Annotated in this window: 19 protein-coding genes and 1 pseudogene; 15 read left to right on the top strand and 5 right to left on the bottom strand. The window is 52.5% G+C overall.

Going from position 1 to position 17,735, the window contains the following annotated elements:
* Positions 1-6 precede the first annotated feature (6 nt).
* The 7 genes from EAE_RS02405 to EAE_RS02435 all read left to right on the top strand — a co-directional run bounded on the left by EAE_RS02405 (position 7) and on the right by EAE_RS02435 (position 5,984).
* On the top strand, positions 7-519 hold the full coding sequence (locus tag EAE_RS02405) for a nuclear transport factor 2 family protein (protein ID WP_015369890.1): 513 nt from the start codon (positions 7-9) through the stop codon (positions 517-519).
* A gap of 22 nt (positions 520-541) precedes the next feature.
* A complete protein-coding gene (locus tag EAE_RS02410) occupies positions 542-1,846 on the top strand; it encodes an aromatic ring-hydroxylating oxygenase subunit alpha (RefSeq protein WP_015369889.1) in 1,305 nt (434 codons plus the stop codon).
* Entirely contained in the window at positions 1,846-2,325 is a 480-nt protein-coding gene (locus tag EAE_RS02415) for an aromatic-ring-hydroxylating dioxygenase subunit beta (RefSeq protein ID WP_015703347.1), read from the top strand. The genes EAE_RS02410 and EAE_RS02415 overlap by 1 nt, the downstream gene beginning before the upstream one ends.
* Positions 2,326-2,332: 7 nt before the next feature.
* On the top strand, positions 2,333-3,073 hold the full coding sequence (locus EAE_RS02420) for an SDR family NAD(P)-dependent oxidoreductase (protein ID WP_015703348.1): 741 nt from the start codon (positions 2,333-2,335) through the stop codon (positions 3,071-3,073).
* 24 nt (positions 3,074-3,097) lie between these two features.
* Positions 3,098-4,066, top strand: a complete 969-nt coding sequence (locus tag EAE_RS02425) for a PDR/VanB family oxidoreductase (RefSeq protein WP_015703349.1) — start codon at positions 3,098-3,100, stop codon at positions 4,064-4,066.
* 11 nt (positions 4,067-4,077) lie between these two features.
* Complete coding sequence (locus tag EAE_RS02430; protein ID WP_015703350.1) at positions 4,078-4,572, top strand: flavin reductase; 495 nt, start codon at positions 4,078-4,080, stop codon at positions 4,570-4,572.
* Positions 4,573-4,703: 131 nt separating this feature from the next.
* Positions 4,704-5,984 carry an MFS transporter gene (locus EAE_RS02435; RefSeq protein ID WP_015703351.1) on the top strand — a complete coding sequence of 427 codons (1,281 nt, stop codon included), beginning with the start codon at positions 4,704-4,706 and terminating at the stop codon, positions 5,982-5,984.
* Between the two features lie 43 nt (positions 5,985-6,027).
* On the opposite strand, the gene EAE_RS25165 is transcribed toward EAE_RS02435, so the two are convergent.
* The 4 genes from EAE_RS25165 to EAE_RS02455 form a co-directional block, all read right to left on the bottom strand.
* On the bottom strand, positions 6,028-6,471 hold the full coding sequence (locus EAE_RS25165; protein WP_223848495.1) for a fimbrial protein: 444 nt from the start codon (positions 6,469-6,471) through the stop codon (positions 6,028-6,030).
* Positions 6,472-7,036: 565 nt separating this feature from the next.
* A complete protein-coding gene (locus tag EAE_RS02445) occupies positions 7,037-9,520 on the bottom strand; it encodes a fimbrial biogenesis outer membrane usher protein (protein WP_015703353.1) in 2,484 nt (827 codons plus the stop codon).
* 18 nt (positions 9,521-9,538) lie between these two features.
* A complete protein-coding gene (locus tag EAE_RS02450) occupies positions 9,539-10,222 on the bottom strand; it encodes a fimbria/pilus periplasmic chaperone (protein WP_015703354.1) in 684 nt (227 codons plus the stop codon).
* A 51-nt stretch (positions 10,223-10,273) separates the two neighbouring features.
* Complete coding sequence (locus tag EAE_RS02455) at positions 10,274-10,840, bottom strand: fimbrial protein (protein ID WP_015703355.1); 567 nt, start codon at positions 10,838-10,840, stop codon at positions 10,274-10,276.
* Between the two features lie 350 nt (positions 10,841-11,190).
* Here EAE_RS02455 and EAE_RS02460 point away from each other — a divergent pair, with 350 nt between their 5' ends.
* Positions 11,191-11,436, top strand: coding sequence for a hypothetical protein (locus tag EAE_RS02460; protein WP_015369878.1), 246 nt, complete (start codon positions 11,191-11,193; stop codon positions 11,434-11,436).
* A 33-nt stretch (positions 11,437-11,469) separates the two neighbouring features.
* Here the strand turns inward: EAE_RS02460 and EAE_RS02465 are convergent, their stop codons facing one another.
* Complete coding sequence (locus EAE_RS02465; protein WP_032706451.1) at positions 11,470-11,943, bottom strand: Lrp/AsnC family transcriptional regulator; 474 nt, start codon at positions 11,941-11,943, stop codon at positions 11,470-11,472.
* A gap of 138 nt (positions 11,944-12,081) precedes the next feature.
* On the opposite strand from EAE_RS02465, the gene EAE_RS02470 reads away from it, so the two are divergent.
* The 7 genes and pseudogenes from EAE_RS02470 to EAE_RS02495 all read left to right on the top strand — a co-directional run bounded on the left by EAE_RS02470 (position 12,082) and on the right by EAE_RS02495 (position 17,726).
* Positions 12,082-12,693, top strand: coding sequence for a LysE family translocator (locus tag EAE_RS02470; protein ID WP_015703356.1), 612 nt, complete (start codon positions 12,082-12,084; stop codon positions 12,691-12,693).
* A 581-nt stretch (positions 12,694-13,274) separates the two neighbouring features.
* Complete coding sequence (locus EAE_RS25395; RefSeq protein WP_015369874.1) at positions 13,275-13,403, top strand: hypothetical protein; 129 nt, start codon at positions 13,275-13,277, stop codon at positions 13,401-13,403.
* Between the two features lie 124 nt (positions 13,404-13,527).
* Positions 13,528-14,133, top strand: a complete 606-nt coding sequence (locus EAE_RS02475; protein WP_015369873.1) for a tyrosine-type DNA invertase — start codon at positions 13,528-13,530, stop codon at positions 14,131-14,133.
* A 579-nt stretch (positions 14,134-14,712) separates the two neighbouring features.
* Positions 14,713-15,322: pseudogene (fimE, locus tag EAE_RS02480) on the top strand (type 1 fimbria switch DNA invertase FimE).
* Between the two features lie 482 nt (positions 15,323-15,804).
* Positions 15,805-16,353 (top strand): type 1 fimbrial major subunit FimA, encoded by a 549-nt coding sequence (gene fimA / locus EAE_RS02485; protein WP_015369870.1) that lies wholly within the window; start codon positions 15,805-15,807, stop codon positions 16,351-16,353.
* 72 nt (positions 16,354-16,425) lie between these two features.
* Complete coding sequence (fimI, locus tag EAE_RS02490) at positions 16,426-16,965, top strand: type 1 fimbrial minor subunit FimI (protein ID WP_015369869.1); 540 nt, start codon at positions 16,426-16,428, stop codon at positions 16,963-16,965.
* Between the two features lie 74 nt (positions 16,966-17,039).
* Positions 17,040-17,726 (top strand): fimbria/pilus periplasmic chaperone, encoded by a 687-nt coding sequence (locus tag EAE_RS02495; protein ID WP_045368437.1) that lies wholly within the window; start codon positions 17,040-17,042, stop codon positions 17,724-17,726.
* The last annotated feature ends 9 nt before the right edge of the window (positions 17,727-17,735 follow it).

Raw genomic sequence — 17,735 nt, forward strand, 5'->3', positions numbered from 1 at the left:
CCGGCAATGAATGAAGAAATGCTGCAACGCCTGGAAAAGCTGGAAGCCGTAGTGCAAATCCGAAACGCCATCAGCCAGTATATGCATCTCTGTGATGACCTGACGCATCCGGATACCGCCCGGCAAATTGGCGCGCTATTTAGCGAAACGGCTATTTGGGAAGGTATCGGCGAATTATATCAACACAAGCTCGGGCGCCACTGCGGCAGAGCGGCGATCGTCGGGATGATGAACGCTTATATTAGCGAGCCGTCACACTTCGCCATCAACGTACATTATTTAACGGCCGAGCATATTCGCGTCGACGAAAATAACCGCGCGGTCGGCCGCTGGAAAATGCTGCAAGCTTCAACGTTTCGCCGCGGCGGCTCGCATTTAAATAGCGCGGAGCTCGTCATTGAATTTATTAAACAAGATCAACAGTGGTTAATTCATCATTTTACCACCCGTAATTTATTTAGCCGCCCGGTAGATGACTGGCATTCGCTCGCCGATTTACCGGTGCCTGATGATCATTAAAAGAGATATGTGGAGAGTGACAATGTCTGAATGTATTCCGGTAAAAAATATCGATACCAGCCATACCGCCGAAACGCTGGCGGCACTGGTGCAAAGCGACCGGGTCCATACCTGTCTCTATACTTCCGAGGAAATTTTCGACCTCGAAATCGACAACATTTTTAACCGTACCTGGGTATGGGTCGCCCACGAGAGCGAAATCCCTGACGCCGGCAGCTATAAATCCTCGATGGTGGGTACCCAGCCGGTGATCGTCGTGCGCGATCGCAAAGGCAATATCAACGTGCTGCTCAACCGCTGCCGCCACCGCGCCGCCACCGTCTGCGAACATCGCAGCGGGAAAACGAACGGTTTTACCTGCCCGTATCACGGCTGGGGCTATGGCCTCGACGGCGCGCTGCGCGGGGTGCCGCATCCGGAGAGCTACGGCGATACGCTGAACAAATCTGAGCTCGGCATGGTGCGCCTGCGCGTTGAAAGCTACGCCGGAATGATTTTCGCCAGCTTCAACCACGACATAGAGCCACTGACCGACTTCCTCGGCCCGGCGATGAAATGGATGGATCTGTTCATGAAACAGGGGGCTGGCTACGCGCTGCAGGCCACCACCGCGCACCGTTTTCGCTTTCCCGGCAACTGGAAAATCCAGCTGGAAAATACCACCGACGGCTATCACTTCCCGATCGTTCATAAGTCGTTTTTAAGCTCGGTCGATAAACAGACCGAAGAGATGCTCAACTTCGTCGACGGCAAAGGTTTCGTGGAAGATCTCGGCAATGGCCACAGCGTGATGGTGATGATCCCCGAGCTTATCGATCTGGAAGCCAATCTCGATGCGCCAATCCCGGAGCGCTTTAGCGAGCTGGCCCAGGCCCTGCGCGAAGAAGGCCACGACGAGCAGCAGGTGCGGCGCATCGTACGCGCGGTCGGCGGCAGCGGTTTTAACCTTAACCTGTTCCCCAATGTCGCCTGTTCAATGGCCTTCTTCCGCGTGCTGCAGCCGATATCGGTAAAAGAGACGGAAATTCATCACATGGTGCTGACCATGAAAGATGGCCCGGCGATCGCCAACCAGGCGCGCCTGCGGCTGCACGAACACTTCCAGGGGCCGATGGGCTTCGGCACCCCCGATGATTCAGAGGCCTGGGAGCGGGTGCAGCGCGGCGGCGGCGCGGGCGACGATCTGTGGATCATGCTCAACCGCGGCCTGCCCGGCGAAGTCCGCACCGCCGACGGCCTGCGCAGCGACGTCAGCGCCGAAACCGGCATGCGCGCCGCCTATCAACAATGGAAAAAGTACATGACCGCTGATAACCGGGGGCAATAATGAACACATCACCTATCCTCAACGCCGCCATTCAGTTTATTAACCTGGAAGCGGACCTGCTCGATCAAGGCGAATTCCGTGAATGGCTGGCGCTGTGGCGCGCTGAGGGAATTTACATCATTCCCATCGATCAGCAGACCACCGATTTCGCCAACGTGCTCAACTACGCCTACGACAACCACGAGATGCGGGAAAAACGCGTGCAGCGTTTATACAGCGGCGAATCGATCTCCACCACCCCGCGCGCGCGCACTATCCGCATGAGCGGCCGTTATCGCCTGCTCAGCGCCAGCGATGAGGTCGTCGAAGTACGCTGCGCCCAATTCCTTTACGAGTACCGCAAGGGCAATGAACAGCACTACGCCGCTGACGTCACCTGGACGCTGGCGCCGGAGGGCGACAGTTTCCGCATCCTGCAAAAGGTCGTACGCCTGATTAACGGCGACGATTACCTGCATAGCATTGGCTACATCCTGTGAGGACTTTATGACACGTAGCGTACTTATTACCGGCGCGGCCAACGGCCTCGGGCTGGTTATCAGCCGCCATCTCTGGCAACAGGGCTATCAGGTGGCGATGGCCGACCTCAATCTCGATACGGTCACCCGCAGCGCCCAGGAGATCGATCCCAGCCAGCAGCGGCTGCTGCCGCTGGCGCTGGATATTCGCCAGCCGCAACAGTTCAGCGACGCGCTGGCGCAGATCCGCGCACGTTTCGGCGAACTCGACGTACTGGTCAACAACGCCGCCTTAACCCTGACCACGCCGATCATGGAGATCGACGTAGAAGAATTCGATCGCGTCACCAGTACCAACCTGCGCGGTACCTTCGTCGGCTGCCAGGCTATCGGCCGCTATTTCAGCCAGCGCCAGCAGGGCAGCATTATTAACCTCGCGTCGCTGGCCGGGCAAAACGGCGGTACCGCCTCCGGCGCCCACTATGCAGCCTCCAAGGGCGGCATTATTACGCTGACCAAAGTCTTCGCCCGCGCCCTGAGCAACGCCGGGGTGAGCGTCAACGCAATTGCGCCGGGGCCGTTGGATCTACCTTCCGTTCGCGCCGCGGTGCCGGAAGAGAAAATGCCGGCGCTGCTGGAGATGATCCCGATGAAGCGGCTTGGCGATCCGCTGCTGGTCGCCCGCGCGGTAGAACTGCTGGCGGCGCCCTCCGCCACCTTTATCACCGGCGCGACCTGGGATATCAACGGCGGCATTTATATGCGTTAAGCCCTTCGCGGGTGGAGAAAAACTATGGCTGAAACATTGACGGTACGCGTCACAGAACGCGAAATTCAGGGAGCCGAGGTGGTAGTCCTGACGCTGGCCTCGCCGGACGGCGCTCCCCTGCCCTCGTTTAGCGCCGGGGCGCATATCGATTTGCATCTTGGCGATGGCATCGTGCGCCAGTATTCGCTGTGCGGCAGCGCCCATCACCCGCAGCGTTATCGGTTGGGGATCCTCAAAGATCGCGCCTCGCGCGGCGGTTCGCTGGCGGCGCACGCTTTACAGCCCGGCGACGAGGTGCAAATTAGCCCTCCGCGCAACCTGTTCGCGCTGGAGATGTCGGCGCCTCATAGCATTCTGATCGGCGGCGGCATTGGCATCACGCCGATGCTGGCGATGGCCGATACGCTATTTCGCGCCGGGAAATCCTTCGAAGTGCATTACTGCGGCCACAGCCGTGAGGTAATGGCGTTTCTGGCCGAACTGGCGGATTGCCACTTTAGCGCTCAGGTTCAGCTGCATATCAGCGATGAAAACGGCAGGATCCGCCCTCAGGAACTCCTGACGCCTCACGCCGCCGCCGGCCACCTGTACGTTTGCGGCCCGGAGGGTTTTATGGCGTGGATTAACGAAACGGCTCAGGGATGCGGTTTCAGCGCGGAGCAGCTGCATCAGGAGTATTTCAACCGCGAGGTAGAAACCAGCGGCGGCAGCTTTGAGGTTGCGGTTCCGGAACTCAATCTGAGCGTCACCGTCGGTGAAAACGAGACAATCGTCGCCGCGCTGCAAAAGGCCGGCATCAAAGTCAAAGTCTCCTGCCAACAGGGCGTCTGCGGCACCTGCCTCGCCAACGTTTGCAGCGGCGAACCTGACCACCGCGACGAGTATTTAACCGAAGAAGAACGCGAAGATAACGACCAGATCCTGCTGTGCTGTTCGCGGGCCAAAACCCCGCGGCTGGTTATTGAAGGCTTCGAATACGTCAAACTGAAATAACGGGTATTACTATGAACCTGACATCTGATTTTCGTAATGCCATGGCGCAACTGGGCAGCGCGATCACCATCATTACCACCGATGGCCCGGCGGGCCGCTTCGGTTTTACCGCCTCGGCGGTGTGTAGCGTGACGGATTCGCCGCCGACGCTGCTGGTATGTATGAACCGCTCGTCCTTCGCGCACGGCAAATTCCAGCACAACGGCGTGCTGTGCGTTAACGTGCTCTCCGGTCAGCATCAGCAATTGTCCGGGATTTTCGCCAACGGCCAAATCCGCTCTGAAGAACGCTTCCTGCACGACGAATGGCTGGCGCTGGAGACCGGTTCGCCGGCGCTGGCTTCCGCCGTGGCGAACTGCGACTGCGTCATTGCCGACAGCCATGAAGTGGGCAGCCACAGCGTATTTTATTGCGAGGTCAAACAGATCCGCTTCGGCAACCCCAGCGACGGGCTGGTCTGGTTTAATCGCCAGTTCCATACCCTTAGCATGGCGTCGTGCCGTTAAGTTTCATCATAACCATAAAAACCCTGCCGACCCATCGCCCGGCGCCAGCAGGCGCCGCCTGATTCACCTGCACTGGAGTTAACCTTATGTCTGGAGCTGTGAGCGGTACAACGGTCCCCCCGGCGCAACCTATGCGCAAATTAATCATCGGGTCTTTTCTCGGCAACTCGCTGGAATGGTACGATTTTTTCCTGTATGGCACCGCGGCGGCGCTGGTCTTCGGGCCGCTGTTTTTCCCGACCACGAATGACCCGCTGCTCGGTTCATTTTTAGCCTTTTCCGGCTTTGCCATCGGCTTTATCGCCCGCCCCCTCGGCGGCGTGATATTCGGCCATCTCGGCGATCGCTACAGTCGCAAAATGACGCTCATCATCACCCTGACGCTGATGGGCGCCAGTACGTTCTTAATTGGTCTGCTGCCAACCTACGCCCATATCGGCGTACTGGCGCCAATCGCCTTGATTACGCTGCGCTTTGTACAGGGCGTGGCTTCCGGCGGCGAATGGGGCGGCGGGGTGTTGATGCTGAGCGAAAATGCGCCGGAAAGCCAGAAAGGGTACTACACCGCCTGGAGCCAGGTGGGGGTCTGCGGCGGGTTTGTTCTTTCTTCGCTGGCATTCTATCTGGTGCAGCTGCTGCCGCAGGAAGAGGTGATGTCGTGGGCGTGGCGTATTCCGTTTTTGCTCAGCCTGTTTATCTTTCTGGTGGGCGTCTATATTCGCCGTAACATCCAGGAAAACGCGGAATTCGTGGCGAGCAAAGCAGAAAACGACAGCAAAAATGAGGCCCATCATTTACCGGTGCTCAGCGCCTTCAAAAATCATCCACGAGCGATATTACAGGCTATCGGCCTGCGGCTGGCGGAAAACGGCGCGGTGTATATCTTCTTCACGTTTTCAGTGGTCTATTGCAAACATATCGGCATCGACACCCGCGACCTGATCGCGGCGGTCACCATCGCCATGACGGTGGAGATCGCCACGATTCTCGGCTGGGGATGGCTTTCCGATCGCATTGGCCGTAAGCGGCTTTACTATATCGGCGTGATAGGCATGGCGCTGGTCGCCTTCCCCTTCTTCTGGCTGCTTAATATGCACACCTTCCCGGCGATGCTGCTCGCCATGCTGTTGGCATTGCCATTGTGCCATGGCGCGATGATTGCCGCGCAGCCGTGTCTGATGGTGGATCTGTTTCCGGTGGAGGTACGCTACACCGGGCTGGCGCTGGGGCATGAGATTGGGGCGGTGATTTCCGGTGGTATTAGCCCGATGCTGGCGGTAGCTTTTTTAATGATGTGGGATAGCTATATCCCCATTGCGCTGATGCTGCTGGCCTTCGCGCTATTGGCGCTGGTAGCGCTGATAAGTATTCGTCAGCAGCAGTTGCGACCTGAACCGGTCGCGACCGCGTAACCCACACGCGCCGCGCGCCAAGGAAGGCGCGCGGCGCGTGTGGCTAGTTATTGTTGATGACGATAATAACCCGGCTTTTAATCGTGCCGCCGCGGATATTTTCGCCATATTTCATCGGCTTAATTTGCAGATAGATCGGGTTGCTGTCGCCATGTCGGGCATCCTCACTGGAGTGGTAGAGGAAACCGCTACCGTACTGGAGTTCCCCGCCCTGACTATCGAGCAGATGAAAACCGACTTCGCCGGCGCCGGTGGCGGCATCCTGATCGTCATTCTTCAATATTTTGCTGGTGCCGGCAAAGCCGGAAGCGGCGACAAAATAATAATCAATTTTCCCTGGCGTCAGTTTGAATACCGCCGACTCGTCCTGGTTACAATCGATATCAACGCTTTCCAGGCGATATTGCGCTTTGTCTTCTTTAATATCGAAGTAGCTGTAATCGCCCATATTGATGAGACGGTTCGGGACGTTAAAACCGCAGGTCATAATATTTACCTGCAGGGTGACGTTAAAGGTGTAATTGATGTTAACATTATGACATTCATTATTCTTACAATACTTCAAAACTATGCCATACCGCATCTGGAAAGGCACACCGGGAGTAACACGCTGCCCGTTAGCGCTACCTTCTTTAATCTCATAGCGTATGCCGACCAAACTATTAAACATATCTGCCAAATTATATACCTGGTTTTCAACAATTTTTCCGTTTCCCAACGATTCCATTTTTGTCTGGTCGAAGGAGAAATTAATCTCATAGATCTTACTGCCTACTTCAACATAGTAGGAGGTTTGTGGTGGCGATTGCAGACTGACCGAGACCGTAATATTTGAGTTACTGGGGCAGCGAAAGCTGAATGCGTTAGCCTGAAGTGAACTATCACGTAAATTGAGCTCCCCGTTGGCGGCCAGCGGTTTAAAAGTGTAGTTGCCGCTAGCCTCAATCGACGCCGGTGGGATGCTCGGCGTTAATTCACAGTTCCCCGCCCGCGCTAAAAAAGAGCATAAGCTTAATACCAGCAAAATTATCCATTTCATGAAAATCGTCCTTTTAGCGGCAGACATAGGTCTTACCTTCATCAATGGTATGTTTAAATGTAATGGTGCAGTAATGGCCCTGCAGCTTATCGACCGCGATGGTAATCGACGGCGGAACGTTATCGGTGCGGATATACAGCATGCTGCCCTGGCCGACGACGCCGACATTCTGTCCGTCGTTATCTTCAATTTCATAGCCAAATTTCAGCGGCGTACCGTCCGGGCGTTCGGCGTGAATAAGCCAGGGTTGACGCTGGTCGGTATCGAAACGCGCCAGCACCACCGCGCCGCGGTACGGAGCCACCGCTTTCCGGTTGCCAATCAACTCGGTTTTGCTCTGCGTATTGGCGGTATTCAGCAGCAACGAACTTTCGCGATAGGGCAAGACATGGTCGAAAATGACCGTTCCCTGCGCGTTGGTGGTGCGATATTTCTGACCATTGACGTAAGCATTTTCCAGGCCCGGCGCCTGAATAATGGCGAAGGTTTCCGATAGCTGGTTAGCGAAGTTGACGCCGCCGGACCAGGCCACCACCCCGCCAGACAGGCTGCCGCTGGCCTGGGTATATTTTGACGACTGGCTGTAGCTGCCGCTCAGCGTCGCCAGCGGCGCGTTCCAGGTAAGGTTGCCGCCGGCGGTGGTTTCATGGTTTTGCTGCTGCCGGCTTAGGTTCACGCCATAGTCAAACTGGTCGCGCTGGCCGCCCGTACCGCTGATGCCGGTATTATTGGAGGCAAAACCGTCGTTATCGAAGGTCGTCGAATTCGACAGCGTCAGGCGACGCGCCAGCACGCTATCGCTCTCTCCCCAGATCAGCGGAATCGAAATGAAGAGGTTAAAGCGCTTATCTTCATGATGATCCTCGTCATAGGTCTGGCTGGCTGAAATGGTCCAGGAAACCCGCTGCCAGTTATTGGTGTAACTCAGTTGATAATCTTTATTACTGCCGCTTTTTCCCCAGTAATCACGCCATAAAGCGCTCAGTGAGAAAGACCCTAATCCTTCCGGCAACGACTGGCTAATATTGGCGGATAAGCTATTTTTACGGCCAAAATCATAACGGTAATAATCATCAATGTTGTAAACGTCATTATCATCATGGTGATAACTATTACGGTTCTTCGCCCAGACATGATCGTTAAAGGTGCGATAGTCGCTGGTTGAATAGCGATAAGCCGCCATACCGAAGCGCGTTTTAGTCTGGGTGAGGTATTTGTTGTAGGCAATCTGATAACTTTGCCCTTCAAAAGTACCGTTATCCTGATCGCTGCGCGCCCAGGTACCGTCAACGGATACCGCGCCGAGATGGGTATTCCACCCGGTTCCCATAGTAAAAGCCTGATAGTCGGTACCAAGCATGGTACCGCCATACAGGGTCAGCAGATTGTTCAGGCCGTATTGATAGCTGGCCTGCATAAAGTCTTCCTGATTGCTGGCGCCTTCGATATGGCTGCGCCCGGCGGCAATATCATATTTAGACACCCCCGGCTGCAACATATTGGGTACCGAGGAATAAGGCACCAGGTAGGTGGTTACCGAGCCGTCGGCTTCCCGGATAGTGACATCGAGATCCGCCCCGCCGCCGGCGAGTTGTAAATCGGCAATCGCAAAAGGCCCCGGCGGCACCTCTTTCTGATAGACGGTGAAGCCGTTCTGCTCGATGGTTACCAGCGCGTTGCTCTGGGCAATCCCCTGCACGATTGGCGTAAAGTTCTGTTTTGAGTTTGGCAACATTTGCATGTCGCGGAACAGACGAACGCCGCGAAAGCGTACCGCATCGAAAATATCCGCTGAGGTATACATGTCGCCCGCGCGCAAGGTGCCTAAAATTGGCGCAAAGCTGCGCTCCAGATACAGGGTGTTGCTTTTCCAGTCGCCGCCGCCGCTATCGGCTTTACTGTAGGTGGCATCAGAGTGCAACTGCCAGCTCAACAGGTTCAGCCCGCTGTTGAAGCGGGCGTAAGTGCTTTTGTTATTGCCACTGTCTTTATAGTCGCTGTAATACTGGCTCAGATAATAAGAGGTATAGAGCGCGTTAACGCCGCGGTCCCAACTTTCCGGCGCGACGTAGCCGCGCTCAAGATCCAGAACGTAGGCCTGCGGAATTTCTAAATCAAGCTGAAAAATATTGATATTAAACGTATAACTGCCGCTCCGCACCGCGGATTTAAGCGTCATGCACTGGTTATCTTTTGCCAACGGCGCGCTATCCGCTTTGATTCCCAACTGATGTAATAATGCCGATGACAGGCAGGTATCATCCGGATTACTGGCGACTACGATTGGATATTTACCACGCCATTGTTTATTGACGTAAATATCCAATTCATATTCCCCAGGCAGTGGTTGATTATCCGCAAAGCGAAAGCTTGATGATTTTTCACCTTTCATTCCGCCGATCATGAAATTGGTATCAAAAGTCTCTTCAGCGGCCTGCAGCTGACCGGATAATAAAACCAACAGTATCATTGAGGAAAGCGGCGTCATCCTTAACATGGCCAACTCCATTATTTATTATTTTACATTGAGCCTGTCGCTAATAAAGTTTCCATTATCATCAATCATCGTTAGCGAATACTGGCGGGCGAGATTATTTTTTAAAAAGACATCCTGACTTGATAACGGCGCAAGCATAACGCTGCGCTCATTGACTTTAACGTTACTGAGTTTAATTTCAGTAATCGTCAACCAATTTGCCGAACCATTGGCAATATGCAGAGCGTTTTTGCGCGAAGACAACGAAATACTTTTAAATGTATCTTTATTTACCGCTGCGATACCTTTAGGGCGATAAAAAAGCTTAATGCGGTTTTGCATGGCAAACCGCAGCGTATTCGCCCCCTCACTTCCTGGTGTATTCGGAGGAATATCGAGTACGTTGAGATAAAACAGCGACTCTTTGTTCGCCGGAAGTTTGTTGGCTAACTTTTTAATTCGCAGCTGCTGACCGGAGTTACCCGTTATGCGCGCCACCGGCGGCGACAGCAGGAAAGGCACGTTGATTTTTTCCGGCGGCAATGAAGTATTGCCATCGTCAATCCACGACTGCACCAGTGAAGAGCGGGTGCCATGATTCATCAACTGTACGACCACTTCTTGTTTCTCAGCCGGATAAACCACCCGGGTACCGAAAATCACCACTCCGGCATGCGCGGGCTGCATAGCGATAAATAAACCTGCTAATAAAATCCGTTTCATAGCACCACACCCTTAGCACAATAATAGCCGGCGAAGCGCCGGCACAGTTCCTTACTCCGCAGAGACGGCAATCGTTAACACCGAGCGGACTTCACCGGCGGTTACCGGTGTGGCGGCATTAATTCGGGCGTATTGCGCCGAAAAGTTCATTTGATAAACGCCATTGCCCAAAGAAGTCACCGCATCCGGCAAATTATTGACGTCATATATGGTATTTTCATTAATATCCGCGGAGCCGAGTCTTAATTTAAAACCGACACCATTAGCAGACGTTGTAGTTGCGATAGGATTAAGTACGCCGCCGGTAGTATAGGTCCCGCCGCTAATATCAATCGATTTCAATACCGTGCCTTCCGGGCAAACGATAGTTAATGGATCGCTACTGGTAGCGAAATTGCCGGATAAGACTTCACCGGCTGACATGCCGGCAAAACGGGTAGCGTCAACATCAGCCAGTTGAATCGTACTGCTATAATCGGTTTCAAAACGACAGGAAGAATTAATAACATTACCAATAATAACTAACTCGCCCTGCTCTTCACTTGGCGCCGCGGCAAAAGCATTAATACTCATCAGCACGGTTGAAAATACTGCAGCAGCAATAATTGAACGTTTCATATAATATTCCTTTTATTAACAATTCCATTTAACTTCGCGGAGACTGAGAAAAATCTCATGCCGCGAGCATCGCACGGCCAAATATCCGCCACAACCGGATGAATAAGGATCGTTGATAAAAATCAAGGCAAATACTTAAAGCGACTGAGCCCTGATGCTATATTCGTAATCTCTTTAGCGTAATAAGCTAAAATACGTAGCAACGAGAATAATAAAATGAGAACTTGCCGGGCTTGTTTAATAATAAACTAAAAAAAAGAGAGTTCAGCACATTTTGTATCGATTTACATAAGATTACGAACCACAATTATAACCTTCCGTGATTTATTTTTATATTTAAGGTTTCGACAATGAAAAAAATAATCCTGCCTCTGCTTACCGCCGCCCTGTTGCTGCCGACCCTCACCGCGCACGCCACCTACCGCGCGGAAAAACGCCAGGATGCTCGCGATATCCGTCAGGATGCGCGCCAGAGTGGACGTGAAGAAAAACGTGAATGCGTGAGAAATGATGACAAGAGCAATATGCGCTGTCGCGAAGATAAGCGAGAAAATCGGCGCGAAGGCCGCCGCGACGCGCGTGATGAAAAGTGGTAATTCGCCATTCTACAATGCCCTGGCAGCAGGGCATTAGCGGGAAGCGTTTAACGTCTCCAGGGGGAAAGGGCGATCCTGCACCACGGTTTTCATCACCAGCGTCGAGCGTAAATGCTGCACGCCGGGCATCGCCGACAGTTTGTCATCATAGAGTTTCTGAAACGCAGGAAGATCCCGGGTGACGACGTGCATCAGATAGTCCGGATCGCCAAACAATCGTTGCGCCAGCACAACCTGCGGGATCTCCGCCACCGCCTCCTCAAAAGCGCTGACCGCTTTTTTATCGCCCTCTTTTAACGTGGCGAAAACGATAGCCAGAAAATTGAACCCCATTTTTCCCGGGTCGAGATTGGCGCGATAGCCGGTGATCACCCCCTCTTGCTCCAGCGCGCGTAGTCGCCGGTGGCAGGGAGAGAGGCTCAAATTCACCCGCTCCGCCAGTTCAGTTATCGACAGACGACCATCGGCCTGCAGCTCAGCAAGAATTTTTCGATCTATGCTATCCATTTGGAAGATTTTCTCTTTTATCGCCGGATTATGACATAACATTGAAAGCTCATTTCGCTTCTATGTCGATATTCTTTCTCACACGATAACCTAATTTTGCGAGTGTGTGATGTCTAATATCGTTGTGGAGCGTTGCTGATGGAAATAAGCCTGATCGCCAGCTTCTGGATAGTCTCATTCCTGTTGATTATTACCCCCGGTGCCGACTGGGCGTATGCCATCAGCGCCGGTATCAACGGCCGTCGCGTCGTTCCGGCGGTGATGGGGCTGATGTCTGGACATCTGCTGGCAACGATTATCGTCGTCGCCGGCGTCGGGGTGTTAATCGCCGGTCATCCACTGGCGCTATCGGCGATCACCCTGGCGGGCGCGGCCTATTTATTGTGGCTCGGGGTCATGATATTACGCCATCCGGCGGCGCCGGGCGCGGCGCAACAATCGGCTGGCAGCTGGAATGCGTGGGCGGTGAAGGGACTATGCATTAGCGGCCTTAATCCAAAAGTCTTTCTGTTGTTCCTCGCCCTGCTGCCGCAGTTTACCGATCCGCACGGCAGTTGGCCGCTGGCGCTGCAGATGTCGGCGCTGGGTGCGATGCACCTGATGACCTGTACGCTAATTTATCTGTTGGTCGGCTATGGGTCGCGGGCGGTACTGGCGGCCCGCCCACAGGCGGCGAAAGGAGTGAGCATGGTTTCAGGGCTTATCATGATTGCCATTGCGATTATCCTGTTTTACCAGCAGTTAAGATAATTCGTAAGCCGTGGCGCTTACTGGGGAAGTTGATTAGCGCCATACGGCTTCATCAACAAATATAATCCGGGCTCTCTGGTCACTATTACGTTGTTGAGCCTGACAAGCCCGGGCCGTTATTTTCTGATACAACCAGAGATAAATTTCCTATAAATCATAAGCGGTTACAGCAGAAATTGCGCTTCGCAATAACTTCTTAAAGCTTCCTAAAAACTCCGATTAAGTCTCTCATTAACTGATTACGCGAGCGGAAAATTCCGACTGCTCGATAATAAGTAAAATCTCTCTTTGAAACGTCTGCACATTTATTAACGCTATTCTCTCTACGATTTTTGCAGTATGGTTTAATCGCTGTTGTAGTGTTGCGGTGAATGCTATCAGGTGTCTTACGCTATTTTGTATAGCAAAACATTTACGCAACGCCAACCTGTTTATTGAGGCAATTATCCTCATGGATAACGGTTTGCAGCGTTATCCAGCCAGGACTCAGTTTATCAGCCGGTAGTCTATGACCTTGCTGTAAGCGCGCATACTCAAGAGGAGAAAGGATGAACAGGACGTGTAAACCTCCAGGAAAACCGATGTACATCAAATGCCTGAGCGCTTCGCATCAGGAATTCGCCTGCGTACAGCTTGCGGGCGATGAAGCCACTTCATTATATCCACAGGATTTCGCGCAGCTTTGCCGCGATAAAGTCCTTGTTACCTGAGGGATAGTAAAAGCGATCCGCATCATGCTTATTCATAAAATGCGCAACCTATCTTCGGATCCTGTAATAGGCCAGCCAGAGCCTATGGGATAGTAATGTACGCCTGCAAAAGAAAGGGAACATAATGAAGAATAATAGTGACATTAAAAAAAGGAACTTCCTGACTCAGAATGAAATCGAGTCATTACTCAATGCTGCCAATAGCGGACCTCATGCAGCTCGTAATTATTGCCTGACATTACTTTGTTTTATTCATGGCTTTCGTGCCAGCGAAATTTGTCGCCTGCGAATTTCAGATATTGACTTGCGTTCAAAATGTATTTACATCCATCGATTAAAAAAAGGTTTCTCAACCACTCATCCATTGCTGAATAAAGAGATCCAGGCGCTAAAGCGCTGGCTGGATATTCGTGATGAATATCCACAATCCACCAGCGAGTGGTTATTTTTATCGCGTAAGGGTAATCCTCTGTCGCGCCAACAGTTTTACCAGATCATTTCCGCCTCCGGCGATCAGGCAGGATTACCGCTGGAAATTCACCCGCACATGTTACGCCACTCCTGCGGCTTTGCGCTGGCTAATATGGGCATTGATACGCGACTTATCCAGGATTATCTCGGCCACCGCAACATTCGCCATACCGTCTGGTACACGGCCAGTAACGCCGGGCGCTTTTATGGTATCTGGGATAATTCCCGCGAGAAGCAAAGAATCTCGCTTTTCCAGTAAGGTAGCCTTACGCCACGGATGGCGTTTCGTTGTCGGTTCCCCTCTTACTGCCAGCCCCTGCCCGCCATCCCCGGCAAGACTGTTGCAAATTTGCTCTGTTTAGGCTGCGATAAATTGCAGCTTTCCTCATATATAGATTTTTTCTTGCGAAACATTAATAAAAATTAACCATACGTTAAATATGTTTATTGTTCTTAAAAGTTCTTATTTAGAACATGAAAAAAAACGTTCCTATGCACCTGTAATTCATCAGGATATTAGTTCGTTATTTATTGTTAAATTAATCCTTTCAGCACATGTTTTCCGTTCAATAAATAGCTGGCATTAACTTTTTTCCTTGCTATTTTATGCACCTGCCCGCGACCTGGCACAGCTCTATTGTGGTAAAGAATAAAATAGATAAAAATAAGAATTATCGCGTAGCGGTAATTTATGTTTGTGTAAATGTAATGTGATACCTGTTGGTCTTTATCCCTCTCAAATAATACGGGCTTTCCATTCAGATTATTTTTTATGCATCCTGAGATTTTTTCTCAGGCTGTTCCTTGCGAGTAAACTTAAATTCAGGAGCTCAAAATTGTGAACCGACGTCGTTTTCTCACCGCCAAAGAAGTTCAGGCAATGATGCAGGCGGCCCAGCACGGCCCAACCGGCGAACGGGATTACTGTCTGATCCTGCTGGCGTTTCGCCACGGGATGCGTATCAGCGAATTACTCGATCTGCACTATCGCGATCTCGACCTTAACGAAGGACGCATCAATGTTCGCCGCTTAAAGAACGGTTTCTCTACCGTACATCCGCTGCGTTTTGATGAACGCGAAGCGATAGAACGCTGGACACAGCAACGGGCCGGCTGGAAGGCAGCAGGCAAAAGCGACGCTCTATTTATCTCGCGCCGCGGCACCCCGCTTTCACGGCAACAGGCCTATCGCATTATCCGCGCCGCCGGGGAAGAAGCGGGAACCGTGACGCATACGCATCCGCATATGCTGCGTCATGCCTGCGGCTATGAACTGGCGGAAAGAGGAGCTGATACCCGTTTGATACAAGATTATCTCGGACATCGTAATATTCGTCATACTGTCCGTTATACCGCCAGTAATGCAGCGCGTTTTGCCGGGATTTGGGAAAGAAACAATCTGTTAGAGGAAAATTTACAAGCGCGGAAGAAATAGGATAACCGATTGATAAAAAGGAAAATTTTTAATATCGAACAAGTCAATTGGGGCCAAACTGTCTATATCATAAAAATGTTTTGTAATCTTTTGCAACTGACAAGTGCATATTTCATCAAAAAAAATTATATCCAATTGATTTACATTGAATTCTCCAACGACCTTTCTTTACTTATCCTCGTCAGACTATCTCGCATTCGCCCGCTTTCCGCTATCGAAGTCAAGTACGCCGCTTTTCCATTCACGGCACAATCACAGCTTTTAAATCCATAAAACAAACAATTAGAAGTATATAAATCCAAAACTAAACCAACCTTAACAAAATAAAAGCCATAAATCCTGATGAGTCAAAATGGCCCCAATTGACTCATCAGTAGGGGCAAAAACTGTGCAGAACCGGCAGTCGCACCATTCGGCTGATTTATGGAATGCCTGGAAGGCAAGACGACTGCCATTTTTGGTTCGTAATATCGATTTTGTTTAAAGGAAAACAGCATGAAAATCAAAACACTGGCAATCGTTGTCCTGTCAGCTCTGTCCCTGAGCTCCGCGGCGGCCCTGGCCGATACCACCACGGTAAATGGCGGAACAGTGCATTTTAAAGGAGAAATCGTCAACGCAGCCTGTGCAGTCGATGCCGGTTCTATCGACCAGACCGTTCAGTTAGGCCAGGTTCGTTCGGCAAAACTGGCTACCGCGGGCAGCACCAGCTCCGCTGTAGGTTTCAACATTCAGTTAGACGACTGTGATACCTCTGTCGCCACCAAAGCCTCTGTCGCTTTCTCTGGTACCGCGGTTGACAGCACCAACACCAGCGTTCTGGCTCTGCAGAGCTCCGCTGCTGGCGGCGCGACCAACGTCGGCGTACAGATCCTCGACAAAACCGGCACTCCGCTGGGCCTGGATGGCGCTACCTTCAGCGCGGCCACCACGCTGAACGACGGCACCAACATCATTCCTTTCCAGGCGCGTTACTACGCCACTGGCGCGGCTACTGCCGGTACTGCTAACGCAGACGCCACCTTCAAAGTGCAATACGAGTAATTCAAACATCAGACAGGGAAGCATTCCGGGCCAGGATGGCCCGTTATCCACTACGGGATTGGGGTGATAACGATGCAAGGAGTGAAGACAGGTCTGCTGATGTTTCTGTTTCCGCCGCTGGCGCTGGCCGGCAACCACTGGAACGTCACGGTGGCTGGGGGAAACATGCGTTTTCAAGGCGTCATCATCGCTGAGTCCTGCCGTGTTGAAGCCGGCGACCAGCAGATGACCGTCAATATGGGGCAGATCAGCAGTAATCGCTTTCATTCAGCCGGGGAAGATGCCAACCCGGTGCCATTCGATATTCACCTTCAGGATTGCAGCACCGCAGTCAGCCAGCATGTCGGCGTGTCTTTTCGCGGCGTGGCCGATGGCAAAAATCCGGATGTGCTCTCGGTTGGCGAAGGACCGGGTATCGCCACCGGCGTCGGCATCGCGTTATTTGATAACGAAGATCAATTGATTCCGCTGAATAGCCCGCCGGGCGCCTGGCGGCGGCTGTATACCGGCCCCACCACGCTACATTTTGTAGCCAAATATCGGGCGACCGGCAATCAGGTCACCGGGGGAGCGGCAAACGCGCAAGTTTGGTTCTCTCTGACCTATCAGTAATTAACCAGCAAATATGCCGGAAACAGGAAACAACGGTGAGTACAAAAGGGGTAAACGTGAAAAAGAGACTGGGGATGACGCGCGGACTACTGGCGGGGTTATTGATGATAGCCGCAAGCGGTTACTCCGCCTGGGCTCAGGCCGGCGTTGCGCTCGGCGCCACGCGGGTTATCTATCCGGCCGGGCAAAAACAGGTGCAGTTAGGGGTGACCAATAATGATGACAGCAGCACCTATCTGATTCAGTCGTGGGTGGAAAACGCCGACGGCGGCAAAGATGGCCGCTTCGTGATTACGCCGCCGCTGTTCGCCATGCAGGGCAAAAAAGAGAATACCCTGCGCATCATTGACGCCACCAATAAACAACTGCCGCAGGATCGCGAAAGCCTGTTCTGGATTAACGTGAAAGCCATCCCGTCGATGGATAAATCCAAACTGAGCGACAACACCCTGCAGTTGGCGATTATCAGCCGCATCAAGCTCTATTACCGCCCGGCGAAGCTGGCGCTACCGCCGGATCAGGCGGCGGAAAAACTGAGCTTTAGCCGCAGCGGTTCGTCGTTAACGTTGACTAACCCTACCCCTTATTACCTGACCGTCACCGAACTTAACGCCGGCACCCGGGTGCTGGAAAACGCGCTGGTGCCGCCAATGGGTAAAACCTCCGTCAAGCTGCCGCCGGATGCCGGTAGCAACATTACTTATCGCACGATTAATGATTACGGCGCGCTGACCCCAAAAATGACTGGCGTGCTGCGTTAATACAGGTTT

The sequence above is a fragment of the Klebsiella aerogenes KCTC 2190 genome (assembly GCF_000215745.1).
In the GTDB taxonomy this organism is placed as follows: domain Bacteria; phylum Pseudomonadota; class Gammaproteobacteria; order Enterobacterales; family Enterobacteriaceae; genus Klebsiella; species Klebsiella aerogenes.